Source organism: Bacillus sp. LK2 (assembly GCF_001043575.1).
In the GTDB taxonomy this organism is placed as follows: domain Bacteria; phylum Bacillota; class Bacilli; order Bacillales; family Bacillaceae_G; genus Bacillus_A; species Bacillus_A paramycoides.
The window spans coordinates 1-21186 of the sequence record NZ_LDUK01000075.1 but is presented as its reverse complement, the minus strand read 5'-3'; the positions used below and the strand labels follow the sequence as shown (position 1 = coordinate 21186).

The 21186-nt window shown below is 35.2% G+C and carries 19 protein-coding genes, 2 pseudogenes and 1 riboswitch; of the genes and pseudogenes, 4 read left to right on the top strand and 17 right to left on the bottom strand.

Annotated elements, in window-relative coordinates; translation table 11 throughout:
* Nucleotides 1–528: 528 nt before the first annotated feature.
* The 8 genes and pseudogenes from VK90_RS26585 to VK90_RS26555 form a co-directional block, all read right to left on the bottom strand.
* A complete protein-coding gene (locus VK90_RS26585; RefSeq protein WP_048376539.1) occupies nucleotides 529–2061 on the bottom strand; it encodes an FAD-dependent monooxygenase in 1533 nt (510 codons plus the stop codon).
* 428 nt (nucleotides 2062–2489) lie between these two features.
* Nucleotides 2490–3554, bottom strand: a complete 1065-nt coding sequence (locus VK90_RS26580) for an endonuclease/exonuclease/phosphatase family protein (protein WP_048376537.1) — start codon at nucleotides 3552–3554, stop codon at nucleotides 2490–2492.
* Between the two features lie 220 nt (nucleotides 3555–3774).
* On the bottom strand, nucleotides 3775–4710 hold the full coding sequence (gene mntA / locus VK90_RS26575) for a manganese ABC transporter substrate-binding protein/adhesin MntA (protein WP_002172599.1): 936 nt from the start codon (nucleotides 4708–4710) through the stop codon (nucleotides 3775–3777).
* A gap of 17 nt (nucleotides 4711–4727) precedes the next feature.
* The gene (locus tag VK90_RS26570; RefSeq protein WP_002172600.1) at nucleotides 4728–5594 is read right to left on the bottom strand and encodes a metal ABC transporter permease; all 867 of its coding nucleotides are present in this window, start codon (nucleotides 5592–5594) and stop codon (nucleotides 4728–4730) included.
* Nucleotides 5591–6340 carry a metal ABC transporter ATP-binding protein gene (locus VK90_RS26565; RefSeq protein WP_048376535.1) on the bottom strand — a complete coding sequence of 250 codons (750 nt, stop codon included), beginning with the start codon at nucleotides 6338–6340 and terminating at the stop codon, nucleotides 5591–5593. Before VK90_RS26565 ends, VK90_RS26570 begins: the two co-directional genes overlap by 4 nt.
* Before the next feature lie 483 nt (nucleotides 6341–6823).
* Entirely contained in the window at nucleotides 6824–7423 is a 600-nt protein-coding gene (locus VK90_RS26560) for a DJ-1/PfpI family protein (RefSeq protein ID WP_048376533.1), read from the bottom strand.
* A 179-nt stretch (nucleotides 7424–7602) separates the two neighbouring features.
* Nucleotides 7603–7692 (bottom strand): annotated as a pseudogene (locus VK90_RS29600) (GNAT family N-acetyltransferase); the annotation flags it as partial.
* A 220-nt stretch (nucleotides 7693–7912) separates the two neighbouring features.
* On the bottom strand, nucleotides 7913–8782 hold the full coding sequence (locus tag VK90_RS26555) for an SDR family oxidoreductase (protein ID WP_048376531.1): 870 nt from the start codon (nucleotides 8780–8782) through the stop codon (nucleotides 7913–7915).
* 140 nt (nucleotides 8783–8922) lie between these two features.
* Here VK90_RS26555 and VK90_RS26550 point away from each other — a divergent pair, with 140 nt between their 5' ends.
* Complete coding sequence (locus VK90_RS26550) at nucleotides 8923–9306, top strand: winged helix-turn-helix transcriptional regulator (protein WP_048376529.1); 384 nt, start codon at nucleotides 8923–8925, stop codon at nucleotides 9304–9306.
* A 248-nt stretch (nucleotides 9307–9554) separates the two neighbouring features.
* Here the strand turns inward: VK90_RS26550 and VK90_RS26545 are convergent, their stop codons facing one another.
* A complete protein-coding gene (locus tag VK90_RS26545) occupies nucleotides 9555–10760 on the bottom strand; it encodes a M20 family metallopeptidase (RefSeq protein WP_048376527.1) in 1206 nt (401 codons plus the stop codon).
* A gap of 87 nt (nucleotides 10761–10847) precedes the next feature.
* Nucleotides 10848–10949: riboswitch (SAM riboswitch) on the bottom strand.
* Between the two features lie 75 nt (nucleotides 10950–11024).
* On the bottom strand, nucleotides 11025–13334 hold the full coding sequence (locus tag VK90_RS26540) for an AAA domain-containing protein (RefSeq protein ID WP_048376525.1): 2310 nt from the start codon (nucleotides 13332–13334) through the stop codon (nucleotides 11025–11027).
* 111 nt (nucleotides 13335–13445) lie between these two features.
* On the opposite strand from VK90_RS26540, the gene VK90_RS26535 reads away from it, so the two are divergent.
* Both VK90_RS26535 and VK90_RS26530 read left to right on the top strand, forming a co-directional pair.
* Complete coding sequence (locus tag VK90_RS26535; RefSeq protein ID WP_002185477.1) at nucleotides 13446–13838, top strand: VOC family protein; 393 nt, start codon at nucleotides 13446–13448, stop codon at nucleotides 13836–13838.
* A 160-nt stretch (nucleotides 13839–13998) separates the two neighbouring features.
* Nucleotides 13999–14322 carry a hypothetical protein gene (locus VK90_RS26530; RefSeq protein ID WP_025148608.1) on the top strand — a complete coding sequence of 108 codons (324 nt, stop codon included), beginning with the start codon at nucleotides 13999–14001 and terminating at the stop codon, nucleotides 14320–14322.
* A 499-nt stretch (nucleotides 14323–14821) separates the two neighbouring features.
* Here VK90_RS26530 and VK90_RS26525 read toward each other — a convergent pair whose 3' ends face one another.
* The 5 genes and pseudogenes from VK90_RS26525 to VK90_RS26510 all read right to left on the bottom strand — a co-directional run bounded on the left by VK90_RS26525 (nucleotide 14822) and on the right by VK90_RS26510 (nucleotide 18614).
* Nucleotides 14822–15127 carry a monooxygenase gene (locus VK90_RS26525; protein ID WP_002172610.1) on the bottom strand — a complete coding sequence of 102 codons (306 nt, stop codon included), beginning with the start codon at nucleotides 15125–15127 and terminating at the stop codon, nucleotides 14822–14824.
* A gap of 180 nt (nucleotides 15128–15307) precedes the next feature.
* Nucleotides 15308–15658, bottom strand: a complete 351-nt coding sequence (locus tag VK90_RS26520; protein ID WP_025148609.1) for a DoxX family protein — start codon at nucleotides 15656–15658, stop codon at nucleotides 15308–15310.
* Between the two features lie 320 nt (nucleotides 15659–15978).
* Nucleotides 15979–16398 carry a MarR family winged helix-turn-helix transcriptional regulator gene (locus tag VK90_RS26515; RefSeq protein ID WP_048376523.1) on the bottom strand — a complete coding sequence of 140 codons (420 nt, stop codon included), beginning with the start codon at nucleotides 16396–16398 and terminating at the stop codon, nucleotides 15979–15981.
* A 456-nt stretch (nucleotides 16399–16854) separates the two neighbouring features.
* Nucleotides 16855–17024 (bottom strand): annotated as a pseudogene (locus VK90_RS30020) (YdhR family protein); the annotation flags it as partial.
* A gap of 111 nt (nucleotides 17025–17135) precedes the next feature.
* Nucleotides 17136–18614 (bottom strand): DHA2 family efflux MFS transporter permease subunit, encoded by a 1479-nt coding sequence (locus tag VK90_RS26510; protein WP_048376521.1) that lies wholly within the window; start codon nucleotides 18612–18614, stop codon nucleotides 17136–17138.
* Between the two features lie 525 nt (nucleotides 18615–19139).
* On the opposite strand from VK90_RS26510, the gene VK90_RS26505 reads away from it, so the two are divergent.
* Nucleotides 19140–19745 (top strand): hypothetical protein, encoded by a 606-nt coding sequence (locus tag VK90_RS26505; RefSeq protein WP_025148611.1) that lies wholly within the window; start codon nucleotides 19140–19142, stop codon nucleotides 19743–19745.
* Nucleotides 19746–20012: 267 nt separating this feature from the next.
* On the opposite strand, the gene VK90_RS26500 is transcribed toward VK90_RS26505, so the two are convergent.
* Together VK90_RS26500 and VK90_RS26495 are read right to left on the bottom strand one after the other, a co-directional pair.
* Nucleotides 20013–20411: a DUF1259 domain-containing protein gene (locus tag VK90_RS26500; protein ID WP_048376519.1), complete on the bottom strand. Its 399-nt coding sequence runs from the start codon at nucleotides 20409–20411 to the stop codon at nucleotides 20013–20015.
* Nucleotides 20412–20919: 508 nt separating this feature from the next.
* A partial coding sequence (locus tag VK90_RS26495) for a LysE family translocator (RefSeq protein ID WP_048376517.1) occupies nucleotides 20920–21186 on the bottom strand: 267 nt, incomplete at its 5' end.

Here is a 21186-nt window from a genome sequence, read left to right as displayed (position 1 = left end):
CCTTAAGTTGATGGATGTGGGGTGGTACCCCATGCCCATCAACCTAAGATTTTAAAGTATCCCCTAAACGGAAATTTTGTGTTTTTTTGAACTTTTATTTATTTTTCGTATATGACGTAATACTTCTTAAGAAGATTCCTAACCCTGCAAAAAAGAATCCTAAGCATAATAAGCTGGCTGGCGTTCCCCAAGTGATTTGATCTAGCATTTTTATCCCCTCCCATTTATTATCATATAGTATTTATTAGAATTTATCCATATTTTCCCTTAAACAGGTGCCGCCACATGCCCATCAAGCTACTATTTTGAGAAACCTCCCATAACAAAAATTTTACCTTTTCACAGTTATTTATAAGAGTTCGGCTCAATTTTTCTTTTTTGGGGGTATTTGCTCTTCTTAACTTGATAGCGATAGGGTAGCACCATCAAAACGCAGATTTCATACGCTAAGCAAAATTTTATAATGGCTTGTTAAACTAAAATAATGATAACTAGTTTCTTTTAACTAAACGGCAATACATTTTCGTATTACCTTGAAATATTATATTTAAATTTTAATTTATTTTTTCTAAGGTACTCTTCCATACTACTTATATTTTGAGTTTCATCTGCCAATGCGATATAACCATCAGGTCTAATCAGAAAAGCAGAACCAAATTTAATACCTGCTTTCTGTACTCCTTGACTATACGGGAATGTATGCAAAAGAAGATTATTTTCTTTTGCAAAGTTACTTAAATCAGGAGTTACATCTCCATATACATGTAACTGCCAATCAAAAGATTCAAGTGGTGCAAAATTATCTGTATCATCAAAAGGAATCCATGGTAAACGATCGCCTCCATGAATTTTACCTACATTCCCTTTAGCGAGCTTACTGTTTCGATAGTTAATCCGTATTTGCGAAACAACTTTAAACATCGTTTTCCTAACTATTGAAAACTTAGTCATCTTAGGGATAATAACTGGAATTAAGTATTGGCGATTGAACTTTTTACATACGCCGTTACCAACAATAGAAGTAAATACTCTATCTGTCGTTGCGACTAAAGTTTTGGCAAATTGTATTCTTTCTTGTTCATAAGAATCTAGAATAGATTCATCAGCTTTTCCTTGAATCACGGCCCCAAGCTTCCATGATAAATTTACTGCATCACCAATACCCGTATTCATTCCTTGTCCCCCTGCTGGACTATGTATATGTCCAGCGTCTCCTGCAATAAAAACACGTCCTTTTCTAAAATGTTCACTTACCCTATGGTGTACTTTGTATGTTGAATACCAATTCAATTTCCTAATCTTTAACTCCGTGTTTTTCTTTATATATGGTTCAATTAAAGAAAAAACGGATTCTTTGTTTTCTTCTTTCATTAAATCCTCAGGTATTATTCCAATTAAACGTAAAGATCCAGAAGTACGAATCGGCATAACAATCATCAATCCATCTTTAAAAAGCCTCATTTGAAAACCAATATTTTCTCTGTTTTCAGTTTGTACATCTGCTACATAAAAGGTTTGTTTATATGTGCCACCAGGAAAATTCAAGTCTAATCCCTTTCTTACTGAACTATGTGCACCATCACATCCACACAAATAACTATAAACATTTTTTTCTTCAACACCATTCTGTATTGTAACGACGTTCACATGGTCATCTTTCTGATTAAATGATACAAGCTCAGTATTCCATTCTACATGGACCCCTTTAGCTTCTAACTGTTCAATTAAAAACTTTTCATGTTCATCTTGTGGGAAGCTTAGCATAAAAGGATAACGACTTTGGCCTTTTCCCATATTCTCAAAGTTAAATTTAGCCTTCAATGTTGTATTCCTATAAAATTGCATATTAACAAATTTAATTCCTTTTTGTACGACCTGATCTGCAAACCCAAACTGACGATAGAACTCTAATGTTCTTGCTTGCACACCCATAGCTCTTGAAGTTTCTCCCGGACCTTTATTTTTATCGATAATTCTAAAAGGGATTCCTTGTTTTGTAAGTCCAATAGCTAAAACTAATCCAGTTGGTCCAGCTCCAACAATTAACAATTGATTCTTCATAAACTTCCCTCCCCATTTCTAAGCGAAATAATGAACAACGTGTTGTTTTATTTTATTTCAAATTATAATCTTGAATAAAACTCTTAACAATAATCAAAAATGATGGATGTGTCGTATATCCGACATATATTCTTAATGTGTTGAAAAAATTCAGATGGAATATTGCTTGCGTAATATATATAGCGATTTACGAGTTGTTTGTACAAAAGAAGCCATCCGAAATGTATTTGTGGAATTGATGGAAGAAAAAGCAACTGTACTGTGAAGGGTCACCCCATCATTTCAGGAAACTGTGACACAAATTAACCGGTACCTTATACGTAAGGAACCGGTTAATGAAATGAATGAACCAAGATTATTTATATTGTATAAAACTTCAGACAACATATGGTTACACTCTTCTTACACATAACCCATTTCTTCCCTTGCTAATTTAACTTCAACACTGCACTAACCGGATTATGATCACTGTTTTCAAACTTCAAATCATGCCCTTGTACGCTTACAATCTCCACATTTGGAGAGACTAAAAAACCATCAATAATCGTAACAAAGTTCTCACCTTCAACATAGCTCTTCACATTGTCACGAACTGTCCAAACGGTATCATCAACAGCCCACTGGAACCCACCATCAGTGAAATCTTCTGGTAACTGTACTAACCACTCTGGCCAGTCTTCTTTAAACCTCGGATCCTTTAACTGCACATCAGATAATAGTTGATTCCAGTCTCCACCAAGCACAATATAATCGCCATTTATGTAATGTTTATTCATATACTCTTTCAAAAACTCAACTTGTTGCTTTCGAATGTTTCCACCCTTATCATATGCAGATAAATGAACGTTCACCATTCGTAAATATTTTCCGTTATCAACTGGAACCTTATGCTCAACAATCGCTCGGTCTACGTCGAATAATTGACGAAGCCACATTTCTCTTCCAGGAAGCTGATATCTCGTCACTTCTTCTACTTTATATTTTGAAAACGAACCAAGTCCACTGTTCGTATATCCGTGTGGCTTCTTAATTGGTACCGGCACCCACTGCACATTAAAGTTATCACCAAACGTAGACGCATGATCTTTCAGTCTATCTTGAAATGCCTTATACTGATTCACATCAAATGAACGAAGTGACTTCTCATCCATCTCTTGCGTTAATATAAAATCAGAATCTTCCTTTTGTAAGAAAGACAGCATATTGCTGATATTCTTTTCTGTTTGCTCTTTACTACTAGAGCGCGAACCCTTTCCTCCGTCTAAGAAGAAATCTTGATCTTTATCTAAACCACCGAAGCCAATATTAAACGTTGTCACCTTAAACTCTTTCCCGACTTTAAGAACGCGCTCGTTATTATTGGTCACCATCAATTTCTCAACATCCTTATGCTTCACATTCTTAATTGCCACATAAGTAATAAATGCTGTGAAAGCACCAAATACCGAGCCTGTCCCCCATAATAAACCTTTCATTGTCTTCTTCAATCTCATGACTCCTTTATTCTCTTTTTAAAGTTTGTATATGTGATATTTTAATTTGTTTCTATATTTAAAATATATAACGTAACTCTAAAGGCTTCAAGTACGATAAAAGGGATTGATGCGATTCACGCATTATATAAACGAAAGAGCCTACTCACACGAGTTGGCTCTTTCCCCTCTTATTTTATAAAACTTCAATCGTTACGCTACATCGAAAAATAGATAAATTCTACTTTTGTAACCCATTAATAATCGTATCTGTATTCCATTTCATCATTTTCAAATAAGTATCTCCATCCTCACCTGATTTACCTAGTGAGTCTGTAAAAATTGTCCCTGCAATCGGCACGTTTGTTTCTTTTGAAACAGTTTCCATACTACGTCGATCTACACTTGTTTCCACAAATAAAGCTGGAACTTTGTTTGTTTGAATTAAACTTACAACATCTCTAATTTGATCTGGAGTACCTTGATTCTCTGAGTTAATTTCCCAGATGTATCCTGTCTTAATTCCATATGCTTTTCCAAAGTACTTAAAAGCACCTTCACTAGAAATTAAGAAACGTTTTTCTTCAGGGATTTGATGAATTCTGTTCACAGTCTCATCATGTAACTTTTGAAGTTCTGCTATATACTTGTCGGCATTTTTAGTATATAACTCTTTATTTTTAGGATCTTCTTTAATTAATGCCTTCTTCACATTTTCAGCGTATAAAATACCATTTTTAATATTCATCCATGCATGTGGGTCTGGTTCTTTTTCCAATCCCTTTGTTTCTAAATAAATAGGCTCTACACCTTCACTTACCTTATAAACCGGTGCATCTTTCTCTGATTTATTTGCAGTTTTCAATAATTTTTTAAACCAAGCTCCACCTTCTTCTAGGTTTAGCCCATTGTAAAATACCATATCTGCATCTGTCATTTTCATAACATCTTTTGGTAGTGGATCATATTCATGCGGGTTAGCTCCAATTGGAACAAGACTATGAATCTCGACTTTATCTCCGCCAATTTGCTTCACCATATCATATATAATTGAGTATGTAGTTACAACTTTTAATTTTCCACTGCCTTCTTCTTTTCCATTAGTGTTACTAGAACACGCTGTTAATGCAAATACAAAAATACAAAGTATTGAAAACAAAATATTTTTCAATTTCATCTTTATCCTCCAATCAATTATGACAACTCTGCTCTATTTTTTCTAATTTTGATAGCTCTCCAAAACAAACCTTGTGACGGTGAGAAAAAGAATGCCAATCCGAACAAGAATGTTGCAACAAGAACAATTGTTGCACCTGAAGCAAGATTATAAGAGAAACTAAAATATAGCCCTACTACAGATGAAAGTGCACCAATACCTGCTGCTAAATAAATCATGATCCATAAACGGTTTGTTAATAAATACGCTGTAGCCGCTGGTGTAATAAGCATAGCGACCACCAAAATAATTCCTACAGTTTGAAGTGATGCTACTGTAACCATTGTAAGTAGAATCATTAAGCCATAATGAATCCATTTGTTCGGTAATCCATAACTTTGTGCCATTGTCGGATCAAAAGTAGATACAAGTAATTCTTTGTAAAATAAAATCACAAGGCCAATAATGACAACTCCGATAATAAGTGTCATCCACATATCAGAAGAACGAACTGATAGGACGTTCCCGAATAAAATATGGTACAAATCAGAACTACTCTTCATAAAGGTAATTAAAATAATCCCTACAGCGAAAACAGATGTAAACATAATTCCTATCGCCATATCATGTTTAATTCGACTATTCTGACTTACAAATCCAATTCCAATTGCAGTAATAACCCCTGTTAAAACTGCACCTATAAAATAGTTCATACCAATCATATAAGACAGTGCTACTCCTGGAAGAACGGCATGTGAAATTGCATCACCCATTAACGCCATACCCCTTAAAATGATAAAACATCCAATTACACCACAAATAACTCCTACCATAACGGAAGTTAATAATGCCTTCTGCAGAAAACTGTACTGCATTAATGCATCTATAAATTCTACAATCTTCATGATGAATGTACCCCCGCTGAATTATTAAATAATATGCCCTGATTCACATATGCCTTTGACATAACAGTTGGTTCTAATACTTGTCGTACTTCTCCATAATGAATTAGGCTTTTATTCAATAATAGTAATTTATCAAAATACGATTCTGCTTTACTTAAATCATGATGTACAACAACAATCGTTTTTCCTTCTTTGCGTAACTCCCTAAGAATTTTAATAATGGTCTCTTCACTTGTTACATCAATTCCAACGAATGGTTCATCCAAGAAGAATATCTCCGCCTTTTGTGCTAACGCTCTCGCTAAAAAGACACGTTGTTGTTGTCCGCCTGAAAGCTCACCAATTTGTCGATTTTTAAACTCTTCCATTCCAACTTTTTTTTGACATTCAAATGCCCAATCCCGCTGCTCTTTCTTTGGTCTTTTCATCATGCCTAAAGATGGGTAAGTTCCAATTAGCACCACATCTAAAACTGTTATCGGGAAGTCCCAATCTATATCACTTCTTTGTGGCACGTACGCAACACACTTTCTAATGCTTCGAATATCCTCTCCAAGAATCCGAACATAACCTTTATCATTTGGGATTAAATCTAAAACAGCTTTCATTAAAGTAGATTTTCCTGCTCCGTTTGGACCAATAATTCCAACAAGTTTTCCTTTTTCAATATTAAAGGAAACATTTTGGACCACTTGATTCCCTTGGTATGATACAAACAAATCTTTGACAATTATAACCTCAGTCATTTTTTGTGGATTCCCCCTTCTTTTTTTCTTACGTATAATTATTTTGCGTAAAGGCAACTTTTCAACAAAAAAATATAACATGAATTTACATCCATACCCAAGTTTCCCTAAGGAAACTTTTTTATACAAGTCAAATTATATAAGCTAGATGCAAATTTGTAAACTAGTTTTTATGAATTTACGAATATATAATGAAAATCATTATCGATATTAAACAAAATACATGATCCATTCTATGATTTTTCAAAAGGATATTACTGTGAAAAATCAGCAATATAGTATATAAACGAAAGAGCCTACTCACACGAGTTGGCTCTTCCTCTACTTATCAATAAAAATAAACTTTCAGATGTTCCTCTAAGAGCCTTGCATTATGTCCCCCTAGAGATACATATTTCATGAGACTGGACTCCTTCTGTTCGAGAATACCATTAGGCTAATCCTTCAATGTATTATGATTACACCAATAAAAAAGAACTCAAATTAATCCCAAACAACACCTCGCCTCTCGTATTCCATTCTATATTCAACGGCAGCTGCAATTTTGGAGCTTGCGAACCTTTCCGTGATCCAAAGTCCCAAATCGAGTCCTGAAGTGACTCCTCTCGCAGTGATAATATTCCCTTGATCCACAATTCTGTAAAGAAGCAGCTCTGCCCCGTATTCACTTATTTCATTCTGCGCCAAATGGTGCATCGTCGCCATTTTACCATCCAATATGCCAGAAGCAGCTAGTAACATACCTCCTGTACAAACTCCAGCAATGATTGTTCCTTCGTCGTGCATCTCTCTAATCATTTCGGTCAATGTTCCAATCTCTGCTTGCTTTCGTGCCCCATGTTCAGCTTTATGATTCCAGCCACCACCAGGTACAATTAGCAGATCTGGACGATTATCCATTCGTAAAAAATCATTTAATTTGACCGTAACTCCAAACGAAGTAGTAACTTCTTGTTTTGGTTCACTTGATATTAGTTCAACCGTAAATGGAGCCCCTTCTTCTATCGCTCTTTTGAGTACCTCAAAAGGTGCGAAAGAGACAAGCTCTCCGAAGCCATCAAACAATACAATTTGTATTTTCATTTTTAGAACACCTCATATGCTTTCTTTTGTGAATCGTAGACATATAAAACGATTCGGCGATTATGTAATTGATTTACAAAAAACCTCATCCAATAGAAGAAGCAATACCCCTATAAGCATAATAGGTCATAGTTAGAAATAGAAGTAAGTCTATGAGAAGCTTGCAAGGCACGCCTAAATTATTCAAATGAAAAATAATATCCTACATAATTAAACACATTTGCAAACCCTACATTTTCTACAACTGCGACAGAAGGCTTGTTTAATTCAAAAATCATACGTTAAACCGCCTTCCTGAAACTGTTCTATTCTAACCTTATCATTTTCACAGAATATTCTCTATTCATTTTGATAGTTGGTTTAAACTGATGGCATTAGATAAGTGAATATGTAAGTAAATATATAGTAAATGAAAGAGCCTACTCACATGAGTTGGCTCTTTCATTTACGTTTGTTTCTACTTTATTTAACACTGAAAATGATTTATTTCTATTTTGTGTTTACTAATAAATGTGTCAATGCTTGTTTTAATGGTGTAGCTTGACGTTGTAATAATAAATTTAAATCGGTATGTGTTGATTCTAATCCCCCTTCACGAATTCCTTTTTGAGTCATTACTAACATTGGAAGGTAGGCTTCAGGTACTCCAGCACCTTTTAACATTTCTTCATAAGAAGAATCGTCTACTTCTAATAAAGGAATTTCTTTACCTAATACTTCACTTAATGTACCAACAAATTGCTGTTGTGTTAAATTTTCACCAGAAAGTTCATAAATCTTATTTTTGTGACCATCGGCTACCAAAACATTCGCTGCTGCTTCAGCTAAATCTGGACGATATACCCAACCGATTTTCCCTTCTCCTGCAGAAGTCACCCAAGGGGCACCAGCCATACAGCTTTGAATTGTACCAAGTTCATTTTCCACATACCAGTTGTTACGCAGAATCACATAAGGAATACCTGATTCAATAATTGCTACTTCACGTGCTCTATGCATGCCTGCTAGAAAGAAGTTATTTCCTTCTGCTCGCGTAACACTTGGATAAATAATTTGTTTTACACCTGTTGCTTTGGCAGCTTCTACTGTATTTGTATGCTGACGTATAACTGTATCAAAGTCGCCAAATGTTGACATGATGAATAAACGATCAACATCTTTGAATGCTGAAAACAAGGTTTCTTGATTTTCAAAATCCGTTACACGTACTTCTAAGCCTTGTTCCTTATAGCTAAGTGCTTTTTCAGAATTGTCATCTCGTACACCAACAATTATTTCTTCAACTGATAATTTGGTAAGTAAATACTCAACAATTTTAGAACCTAAATTTCCGTTTGCACCTGTTACTAAAACTTTCATACAATCTCCTCCACTACAATGTTATTTTTGATTTTTGTATACATTACATATACTATTTCTTAAGAAGGGTTTATGTAAGTAGGCACAATTTAATAACATAGTCATAAAAATAGTACTTAGAGTAAAAGGGAGATTTTATTATGGCACGTTTTAGTTATAAAGATGAATCGATTTCTGAAGAAATACAGCAAGAAATTTGTCCATTAACAGTTACCCAAAATGCAATTGCAGGAAGATGGAAAATCGTGATTTTGTGGCATTTAAGCAAAAATGAAATTATTAGATTTAATGAATTATTGAGGATGTTACCTGGTATCTCAAAAGGAATCTTAACTAGACAATTAAGAGAACTTGAAGAGGACGAGCTAGTACACAGAGAAGTTTATAAAGTTGTTCCACCAAAGGTAGAATATTCTTTAACAGATCAGGGGAAAAAGTTTATACCTGTATTAGAAGCAATGCAAGTTTGGGGTAAAGATTTACTAAATAAAAAAATAGAGATGTATGAAAAACATAAGGACTAATAAATCATTACTAACGTCTTATTACCAGTAGATAGAACGTATTGAGTTCAAGTTAAATAATGAACAATATGTTAATGTAAAAATTAAACAACTTAAAAAAAGAGCCTTTCTACATCAAAATTAAATAACCCTATTATCATTACGCACATTATACAATCCTTAAATTAATGGGCATGTGCCTTCCCTAAAAAATCTCATAAAAAAGGAGTGGTAAATCCACTCCTTTTTTATATCTTTTTGACAAACACCTATCCCTGATTCCTCTGCACCTCTCTAAACTCCTCCTTCACCTTCTCTAACAACCCTTCTTCCGTAATTAATCGATACGCTGTATTTGCTAGTGCTTTTGCGGATGTAATTAACGCTTTGTCTCCTAGTTCTGAACGTGCTGCTTCTCTAAATTCATTCGTATGCGCAATTAAATCGTCTGGTCCGATTTTAATGTACGGATGAATTGTCGGTACGACTTGGCTTACGTTTCCTGCGTCGGTTGAGCCAATGCCTACTCTTTCTTTACGGTTCACATCTTCACCTAGTAATTCTAGTTCTTCAGCTACGACGTCATTAAATGTTTTTGTTACGAGTAATTCATCGATTTCATTTTGGAATTGATGAATTTTCACTTTTGTACCTGTTGCTAATGCTGCCCCTTGCGCGATGTTTCTTACTTTTTCCGTTACTTCCGCACATCTTTTTCTCGTTGCTGCGCGGATGAAGAATCGCGCTGCTGCATAGTCAGGAATAATATTAGGTGCTTTTCCGCCTTCTGTAATGACACCATGGATCTTCACATCTGACGGAAGTTGTTGGCGAAGTGCATTAATGCTGTTATACAGCTGGATAACTGCATCTAATGCGTTAATCCCTTCTTCAGGTGAAGCAGCTGCATGAGCTGTTTTCCCGTAAAAATGAAAATCAAGTGGATCAACCGCTAGTGACGGACTCGTTGGAGCTGTTTTTCCGCTCGGATGAATCATAAGCGCCGCATCAATGTTTTTAAATAAACCAGCCTTTACATAACTCGCCTTCGCACTGCCATTTGGTCCCCCTTCTTCAGCTGGTGTCCCGAACACGACAACCTCCCCGCCGATTTCTTCAAGCGTTTCGGATAATGCGATTGCTGCTGCAACGCTAATTGTTCCGATTAGATTGTGACCACACGCATGGCCTAATCCTGGTAAAGCATCATACTCAGCTAAAAATGCAATAACTGGTCCTTGTTTCCCTGAACTTTTTCGCGCAATAAAACCTGTTTCATGACCAGCTATATTATGTTGCAGCTGAAAACCTGCACTTCCTAGCAATAAACTTAACGTTCTTGATGCGTAAAATTCTTGATTACCAATCTCCGGATTCGCATGAATATCATGACTTGTTTTTATGTACTTTTCCTTATTTCTTTCTATACTCCGGGCAATTGTTTTTCTTTGTGACGTTACTCCTGTCGCTCCCATTTTTCTTCCTCCTTTATTTTCACGTAAAAAAGCCTCTTTCTAAAAGATAGAAAGAGGCTTTGGCATATACAGTCAAAATGAGCTTCTTTCTTATCTTTCAAGTTAACTTGCTGGAATTGGCACAGTATTCATATAGAATCCGCTGCCGAGGTTTCGTAGGGCCAGTCCCTCCACCTCTCGTGATAAGAATTTTCATAAAATTGTATTAAATTATTTTCATTCTAAGTTTATTCCGACTAAAAGTCAAGGAATTCCTATCCGAATTTACCGAATATCTAAAAACCCTTTTAATACACCAATTGTTTCAGGTGCTTGTAGTCTTGCACATATATACGGAAATTCCGTACTACCTTCAAACATCATTTGAGCTGTTAACGGTGCTCCTGCCCAAAAAATTTCATCATCGATTAATACAAACGGGAACGATTTGTTTTGCCTTTGTAACTTTACATTTTTTAATGGAACTGGTCCATCACTATATACCGTTACTTGTGCATTCGTACGCATTAACGCTTGCCATACTCGTTTATCAACTTGCCTTGTACTTGGAAGTGAAATGATAATTTTTCGCTTTGCCGCTAAAATATCTTTTAATAGTCCTTTCGGCTCCTCAAGATTCATTTCCATAAACCAGCGTAAACGTTTCGAAATTTTTCGCTCCCACACTTGTCTTGATGTCGTGCGATCATACACATCTCCGTGGCGTTCTATATGAGCTGTTAATTGTGATAACGCTTGTTTTCTCGACAAGTTTTTACGCATATAGTGGCAATCTGATAATTGAATGAACTTCCCTCTCGCTCTCGTTACAGCTACATTGACGAGACGATGGTTTTTATGATCAAAGAATAACACACCAGGACGTTCTTGCGGATAACTATCCACCGTATCAAATATCATCATATCTCTTTCGGAACCTTGAAACTTATGAACTGTTGCGGCTAAAACTGGTACGTGTTGATATTTCGTTCTCTGCAACAGTTCTCTAATACACGTTGATAAAAAGCGAGACTGTGCTCGGTACGGCGTAACAACACCGATAGATTGAACACCGTCTAACAGTCCAATTAAAATCATTTGCATCGCTACTAAGCCAGACATAATATTAAAACGCGAACCTGAAGCAGCGTCTTTTAAAGAAAATGCTCCCATTAAGCTCGTATCAAATAAAACATTCGCCTCATTTGCGAACGGTTGTAGTTTCGCAAGTTCTTGACGCTCTGAAACAGATGGATGATCATACACTCTATTTTTATAAATAAATGAGTTTGTAAACTTAGATATATCCGCATGCATACGTCTTTGTTCCTGCAACATAAAAAGGTTGGGATGTACTTCTGATTTATTTACAGAATCAACAATCCCTGCGTGATAAAACATATCTTCACCGAGCCATTTGCGAACGAGTTCGTGGTTCGCCATTGCGATTGGAGGTAACTGTAAAAAGTCGCCACAAACGACAATACGTTTTCCAAGAGAAGCAGCTAATGCGATTTGCGGAACATATGCCATACTCACTTCATCTACGACAACTAGATCAAATGTACGCTCATAAATAAGCGCATCAATTGCACATTTCGATAAAGTCGCACCGATTACTTTCGCATTTTCAATATATTCTTTTTCTACTTCTTTAATTTTCGCTTTTTGTTTTCGAAGTTCACTTTCTATTTCTTGCATACGCTTCTTATCAGAAGACGTTGCCTTATACGATAGTATTTTTTCACGAAGATCTTGGCGTGTTTCTTCTAAATAGAGCCTTTCCTCTCCCCATGATCCATTCGTCGTTTCTACTAGCCTCGATGCAAGTAATGTTTCATGATTTCGTATATGTTCATGTTGGCTAAAGCCGTAACGAACAATTTCACCAGGCGTCCATTTCTTTTTCTTCTCAATTTGCTTCGTTACTTCACTCATTAATACATCTACTGCCGCATTACTATGAGCTAACACAAGTACCGATTTTCCTTTTTGATAATGAGCTGAAATAATACGTGATAAATTGTAAGACTTCCCTGTTCCAGGTGGTCCCCACACGTACGTTGTCGGATTGTAAAAAGAACGATACGCCAATTCATTTTTCGGATTTTTCATCTTCTCAATATGCTTTGGACTGCTCGTCCCGTCAACGAGACGCTTTATACGATTACGTTTTAGCTTATCTTTACGTGCCTCTTTCAATCGCTCTTGCAGCTGTTCTAAAAGTTGCCATGGTTCACTGTATAAAACAGCTTCGCGTATTTCACCTTGTATATAATCATTTAATTTCAGTTCTATTTCTAATCCATGTACAGATAATACTTCCCCTGTCGCTTCCTCACCATCGAACTCAATTCGAATCGGTGAACCTTCCGGTAAGCTTACTTCCGAAATAAGCTGAAATACATATACTGTACTTTCATAATCTGTATATAAAAAACGACCGTTAATGATAGAAATTTTACTACCACCTATCGTCTTCCAATGTTTAATTTCATACGCTAATGCATAATGCCACTCTTTCATCGTTTCCGATAATGAAGGAGTTTGAGTAGGTGTATTCATCGTATAATCTCCTTCCTTCTCCCCAAACATACTTTCTCACTATACCATATAAGACGCTAAAATTTGTAAGGTTTTTATCTTGCTTATTTTCTTAATTTTCAATAATATATTGTGTATAATTTTCAGAAAGAAGGAATCTACATGCCAGTTAGAAGAATCGAACACGTTGGACTTATGGTTGCAAACTTAGAAACATCTATTTCATTTTATGAAGAAGTAGTCGGCTTACAGCTCATTAAACGTATGGGACATCCAAACCCAGACTTAAAACTTGCTTTTTTAGGTGTGGAAGAATCGAAGGAAACGATACTCGAATTAATTGAAGGCTACAACTCTTCTCTTCCGGCAGAAGGAAAAGTACATCACATTTGCTTTAAAGTGGATTCATTAGAAGATGAAATCGAAAGACTAAAGAAACACAAAGTAACCTTTTTACTAGGAGAAGAAATTGAAACATTACCCGATGGAACACGTTACATATTCTTCGCTGGTCCTGATGGAGAGTGGATTGAGTTTTTTGAGACGGAGAGATAAAGTAAGACTTTAATTAGAAGGCTTTTGCGGGATAGAAAAAGAGCCGGAATTCCGGCTCTTTTTTTTGCAAGTACGCAATCAGTAGCAATAAAACATACCTTCAACCCGAAAACTCACCTATATTAAAAACAATCATTTTGTTAGGAGTAGAGAGTAGAGAATGGTAAATACAATCTATATTATTATTTTTTGGATACTTATACTCTTTCCAATCCTTTATATAATCAAGATAAAACATTGGAATTTAAAAATAGTTGCCGTATTTGTTGGAAGAATCCTATTAAGTGTTATCTTTTTCATAAATGGAATGGTGTTAGGACTACAACGAAATTGGGTAGAGCCTCCCTATGAAACAGAATGGGATTTTTTTATAAAGTCTTTGCAACATGGGAAAACTGATGCGCTTATACACTTATTACTTCTAATTATTATCATTACTTTAGATTTAGCAATTACATTTTATTATATTAATAAAAAGAAATAAGGTAGTTCTCCTGTTTTTTTCTTTCACCTTGGCCCAAATTGATGAGAAAAACGGACCTGTTATCAGGGATTTTCTTGCATTTTCTCTGTTATACTCATTTAAAAATAGCTTAAATCATACAATCTTCACTACTCCTAGTTACAAAATTATAGTTTTGTTCATAATTCCGTAACATGTATAGATGGGTATATGTGTTATAATCAACTTAGCAAATTACAAATAAATTTGCATTTCCTGTGCCCCTTACCTCCCAGTAAGGGGCGTACCCTTTTACAAATAACTATTTTAATACAACTTTTTTCACAGTACTTTCACGTCAATTTCACAAATGTAAGAACTCTCATATGTTAGACTTAGTACAACCTTTTCCAAGGAACTATATGCCAATACACGAATCCCTATCTATATAGGGATTTTTTTATTAAGCATAATAAGACATAAAGGAAGAATTCAAAAAAGAAGGGATTATCCCCTTCTTTTTTGAATTCCATGTCCCTTATTATTTACTATAACCATGATTCAGTTTAGTTAACTTTTCATTGATGTGAAAAATTCTTACTCTAATATCTTTAACACCAGATGCTTGAAGTCTGTTTTTGTGCATTTCTCCATATTTTTCAGCATCTTGTTTTTCTTCAAATACATAGATGCCTCCAGCTTCTTTTGTTTCTTGATTTTCCGTCCATATTTTCCAATGAAATCCTTCTTCTTCATTAATACTTTTTGCTAAATCCCAAAATGCTTTTTCCATTTCTTCACCAAAAGGACCTTCAAACGGAAAATCAATTTGTAATAAATATGCCATTTTCACTCACTCCTATTTTCAATATTTTTCAATTCGAATGCAGGTAATACCTTAAATGAATGCTGCTATTATTCCTGCACTCATTTGAAATTTCACCCGCATTTTCACAAACCCTTTTATAAAATAATTACAAAATGATAGCAACTTGAACGCATATAGTTTAACGGCTTTAGGCTGTGTTTAAAAAATATGATACAAACTTATCCCTAAACTAAGGACAAATAAAACAAGCGCAGGTATCGCTTTCTTAAAGGGATCTCTCGCTAATACAATAAGAGTTAAGGCAGCTGCAAGCATCGTACCGCCTAACAAAAACCCTGCCAATAAAGCTGCTATTGGGAACCAAATTCCTATCAACATTCCAATTGCTCCTACAATCTCAAAAGCCCCAGTTAAGAAGTTAAAAAACGAAGGTAAACCAAATCGTTTGAACTCATCTGCCATTTTCCCAGATATAATTTTCGTACCTGTCATTAAAAAGAACAGAAACAACACAACTTTTACAATATTAATTAATATTAAAATAGTAATCACATCTTTCTTATTTATTTGATAAAAACTCAGTATTGTTCAGATAGAAGCCACTGCCTTTACCCTATTTCCTGAGATTAACCTTATTGAGGTTGATTCAATTTAAATTCCCCTTTCCAATATTAAAGGGATAAAAAATATATGCTATAGCATATATAATATAGAAATTTGACTAGTACTAGACAAAAAATCGATCTTAAATCACATATCATACAAAATAAAGCTATCTACCCATTCCTTCAAACAAAATTATATGCTATAGCATATATAAAACGGAGTTTGTTCCTTATAAATAACATAGCATCAATAAGGAACAAGTATTAATAGCGTGTATCATACAATTTGTTTAATAATGATTGTAATAATTTGATCTCTTCTTCACTCAAATTACTCGTAACCAAATGGTGAGCGTCTTTCACTACAGGCAAGATTGTTTTCTTTAACTCGTCACCTTTTTCAGTTAAAAAAAGGTTGTGTGAACGTCTATCTTGGTCATTCAAAGCCTTCTTTACAATCCCTTTTCTCTCCATTGACTGTATCATTCTTACGACAGTAGTTTGATCTTTATCAATAGCTTCTGCTAACTCTTTTTGAGTAGTCCCCCTTTGGCTACAAAGTACATTAATAATCCCCCACTGCTCTGGTGTAACTCCATAAGGCTTTAATCTCTTGGTAAAATAATTGGACATTTTCACATCAGTACGATGAACAAGATAGCCTATTAAATCATGTAAATTCATATATCACCTCGATAAATTAAGATATAAAAGGGTATAACATATCAATTATTCACAGTGAATTTGCTTGTTTTACTAATTATATGCTATGGCATATATATATTAAAGTAGGTCATTTTAATTGTCAAATGAATTACCTATTATTTTTCTACGGCAAAATTCATTCCATACATTATAGAAGAAATATCTAATTTGATAATGATATTTCTTCATTTATTGTAGCGTTCTTGTTCTGTATGGCGTGCTACTCTAAGTACGACGTTAACTAAATTCAAATTCTTTTAATTATCGGCTTAGCTAGATTGCCTTAAAATTAGATTCCATTTAAAGCTAATTCAATATGTGCTATTGCTATTACTATTGCTCCTAATAGCTTTATTAGTTACACCAAATTAGAATTTTAAAAAAGAGGGCAATAATCCCCCTCTTTTTATGACTGCCCGGATTGCGTATCCCTTATTATGTAACATAGCCACGATTCAATTGAGTTAGCTTTTCATTGGTATTAAAAATTCTTTAACACCAGATGCTTGAAGTCTGTTCTTGTGCATTTCCGCTTATTTTTCTTCAAATACATAGATGCCTCCAGCTTCTTTTGTTTCTTGATTCTCTGTCCATATTTTCCAATGTGAATTTCACTGGAAGTTTCTTTGATTTGATAACGCCCAGATAAAAGCTTCCTTATCTAACTAATCAGCAAAAAAACTTGTAGGCATCATTATCTAAAGTTTTATTTTGCTCTACCGATTTAACCTCTCGACAGCTTCCGCGCTTGTATCTACACGTTTAACGAAAAAAACTAATAGTAGTGCAACAACATTCATGCCAAGCGCTACATAGAATGAATATTGAATTCCGGATAATAAAGCCTTCTGAGTTAATATTGCCTTCGTAGTTTCAGTGAAGGTTGTTGGATCTACATTAGCCATTAGACTTTCAGCTTTTGTTTTTGTTACAGAATTCATAATCGTAACAAGAATAGCAGTACCAATTGAACCGGACACTTGTTGAGCTGTATTATTAACAGCTGTACCGTGCGGATTTAAGCGAGTTGGTAATTGATTAAGACCATTTGTCATAAGTGGCATCATCACCATCGCCATCCCAAACATCCGCAGTGTGTAAATAAGAATAATATGTATGTGACTAGAGTCGATTTGCAGGTTTGCCAGCATATAAGTTGAAACAGCTGTAATGGAAAGTCCTACTATACCAAGAATCCGAGGGCCATATTTATCAAATAGTTTACCTGTAATTGGTGACATAACCCCCATTATTACCGCACCTGGAAGCATCATCAGCCCAGAGCTCAGCGGCGAAACACCGCGGACGTTTTGTACATAAGCTGGTGTTAAAATCATACCCGAAAACATGGCCACTGCGTTGACAATTGCAATTACAGACGCAAGTGCAAACATTGGGTACTTGTAAACACGTAAATCCAATAACGGTTCATTCATTTTTAATTGACGGATAATGAAAGTAATTAGGGCAATAGCGCCTATGATTAAGGTTGTTAAGACAACTTTATTCGTCCAACCATCGGAGCTTGCAGAACTGAATCCATATAACAAACCGCCAAAACCGACAGAAGATAATAGTAATGAGAGATAATCAAGTTTTGCATTTTTGTTTTGTTTCATGACATTCTCCGATTTCCAAATCCCTAACAGTAAGCTAATGATTGCTAACGGTAAAATCATTTCAAAAAGCAAACGCCAGTCATAATACTCTACAATATAACCCGATAGTGTCGGTCCAATTGCTGGAGCTGTAATCATAACTAATCCAAAAATCCCCATTGCTGTTCCCCTTTTTTCTCTTGGAAAGCTTACTAGCATAATATTCATTAACAAAGGCCCCATGACTGAAGAACCTGCTGCTTGGACCATCCGGCCAGTAAGTAATAAACCAAAGTTCGGTGCTAAAGCCGCTAAGGCCGTACCAAGAATAAAAATCACCATAGATGTAATAAATAAGCTCCTATTGGAGAAGCGGGTTATTAAAAATGCTGATGCCGGAATTAATATACCACTTACAAGCATATACCCTGTAGAAAGCCACTGGATCGTTGAATAATCTTTAATGTCTAAATCCTTCATTATTGATGGCAAGGCTACATTTAAAAGCGAGTTATTTAGAAATGAAACAAATGCCCCAATAAAAAGGATTACAAGCATTAAATATGGTGGTTTTCTTTTATGTAATGTTTCACTCATATATTCATTTGCCCCTTCAATATAAATTCCATTGATTAGTTTAAATCGTTTGCATATCTGCACAAGAATACATTGTCCTTGCAGTATTTTGCCAAACTCTTCGAATGGATATTCTCTTTTTAGCAATTCTACTTGCTCAACATAACATTTTAATATCTTTTTTATTGATTAAACCTTTATAAACATTTAAATAAGATTTTGAATGAATATTTAAACACGTTTGTTAACCAAAATTAAATTAGGCTGAAATAAATAAAAGGAGCAACTAAACATACCCTTCTAAAATAAAGTGAAACTTTAATTAGTGGGAGTTTTACAGGCAGCCCCCCATCTAGCTGCTTTGCTTTCGCTGAATTTTGAGGTGGAGGTGTCTTACTGCCCGCAAATAGCGGGATAAATCAACAAGACCACACACCCATTCCTTTAAATACGGGCTTGTAAATCTAGTTATGTAACCATCCATAAAAAGGAATTTTACATAGGCTAAGTCTAACATTACATTTTTAAAGTGAGGGGAATAAGCTTATGAGCCAATATTGGTATTTGAATTCACAGGGAAACGGGGAGCAATATAGTAACCAAATTTCAACGTCAGCATTATATTTACAGCCCCAAATAACTAAAGCTGAGGGAATGAATGGTCTGAAGATTCCTGAGGATTGGAGTTATCGAGTCTATCCATTTGGTTGGGATTCACCAACCAATTATACGGGTTTCAATCCCCAGCCTCCTCCCTTCTCTTTAGGTCAGCCAATTCATTATGCAGGGATGATGCCCCAAGGACATCCTGCTAATTGGACTCCATTACCAGGCCATGCAGGTTTTAATTTTCAAAAACCTCCCTTTCCTTGGGCCCAACCATTCAATCATACAGGGATGTTCGCACAAGGTCATCTTGCCGCTTTACTATCGCCACCAGCCAAAGCTTTTAATTTTAATACCAATAATAACTGGGGTATTTTTGGAAATCCTCCAGGATGGGGAGGACAGGTAAGTCCCATGGGATGGGGGAATAACGGAGGTAACGGTCAGCCCGGAATGCTTGGAAACTTACTGACAGTAGGAAAAGGCACCATGAATGGAATCGGAATGCTTAGTAGTCTAATCGGTATGGGAAAGTTCTTTTTTTAGTTAATTAGAACAGGCGGATAGGTCCATAGCCCAGAATAAAAAAACATTTCCTTTTCCATTGATTTAATCTTCTCAAACATGCCCCCTCAATGTATTTATTGTATGCTTCCCATACTCCCTCCAAGTTCGTTCCCTCGTCTTTCAAATTATAAAAACATCAAGAAAAGACATTCCAAATATGGAACGTCTTCTTTCACTGTATAAAACCATTCAACAATCTGAAATATTCTAATCAACATACTTCACTCATTTAACGAAAGATACTTGTTAATGGCATAAAGCTCTTCTAACTTTCCTTGCGAAACTTAGCGGATCATCAACGTCTTCGATATTAACGTAAATTAAATTTGGATCATCATATAACCACTCATTGTGTATAGACGAAACAATTATTCCTTGTTTAATAATTGTAGCAACAAATCCATTGACTTCCTTCTGCAAGAGCGCTACCCGGCCTAGACATAATGCCCGTCCAGTTTTATTATCTCTTGATTCGAATGAGAAGGAAGTTGTTACTTTGAAACGTTTTCCTAAGATTGTAGCTAGTATTTCATCTCGATTTATTGTTACCACACATTTTCCCCCGGCGAATCCTTCTTGACCACCGATAATTTTTGCAAACTGTTGACAAATTAATTCATCATTAAACGCCATACCTTTAATCATTCCCCCTTTTACTGTTAGGTTATGAATGAATACATAGGTCTGAAACGGCAATGAATCTATTCTATTACAAAAAAGATGATGGCAATCTAACAAAATCTATTAGCTCAATCATTCTTGACCATATGAATTGTTACCGGAGTTTAAATGATGCAGAATTTTTTGTTATGAGATGTTTTTCCTTTTTAGCTTGATGGGTATGGGGTGCTACTCCATCGCTATTAAGTTAAGAAACGCATTCTTCCCCAAATGTTCAGTTGAAAAATATCTTAGACTGCATGTAGTTGGTATAACTAGATTCCTCTATTCTTGTTTTCTAAATGTAATACTGAAAAGATTTGACCTTATCATTGGAGGGCACATAGATCATGAACTATGAAATAAATTTTTAGATAAACCAAAATAACAAGCAAAAGCCCCTTCAAATTTGAAGGGGCTTTTTAGTATATAGAAATTAGCTTAAATCAAAGATAACATCTCTTGAAAGGGGGCATTTTTATATTATTCAGGTTTATTGAGGAGCCTTCGTTTGAAGCAACTTTAACCCCATACCAATAAAAATCATTCCTGTTACTTTATTTAGAATCATTCCTACCTTTTGATTTCCTCTTAATTTTTTTGTGACATATGAAGAGAAATAAGTAACAAATAAACACCACAATAGTCCAGTTACTGTAAAAGTAATTCCTAAAATGATAAAAGGCATAGGACCTGAAGCCTTTGTATCTATAAATTGCGGAAGAAACGCAATAAAGAATAAAGAGACTTTTGGATTCGT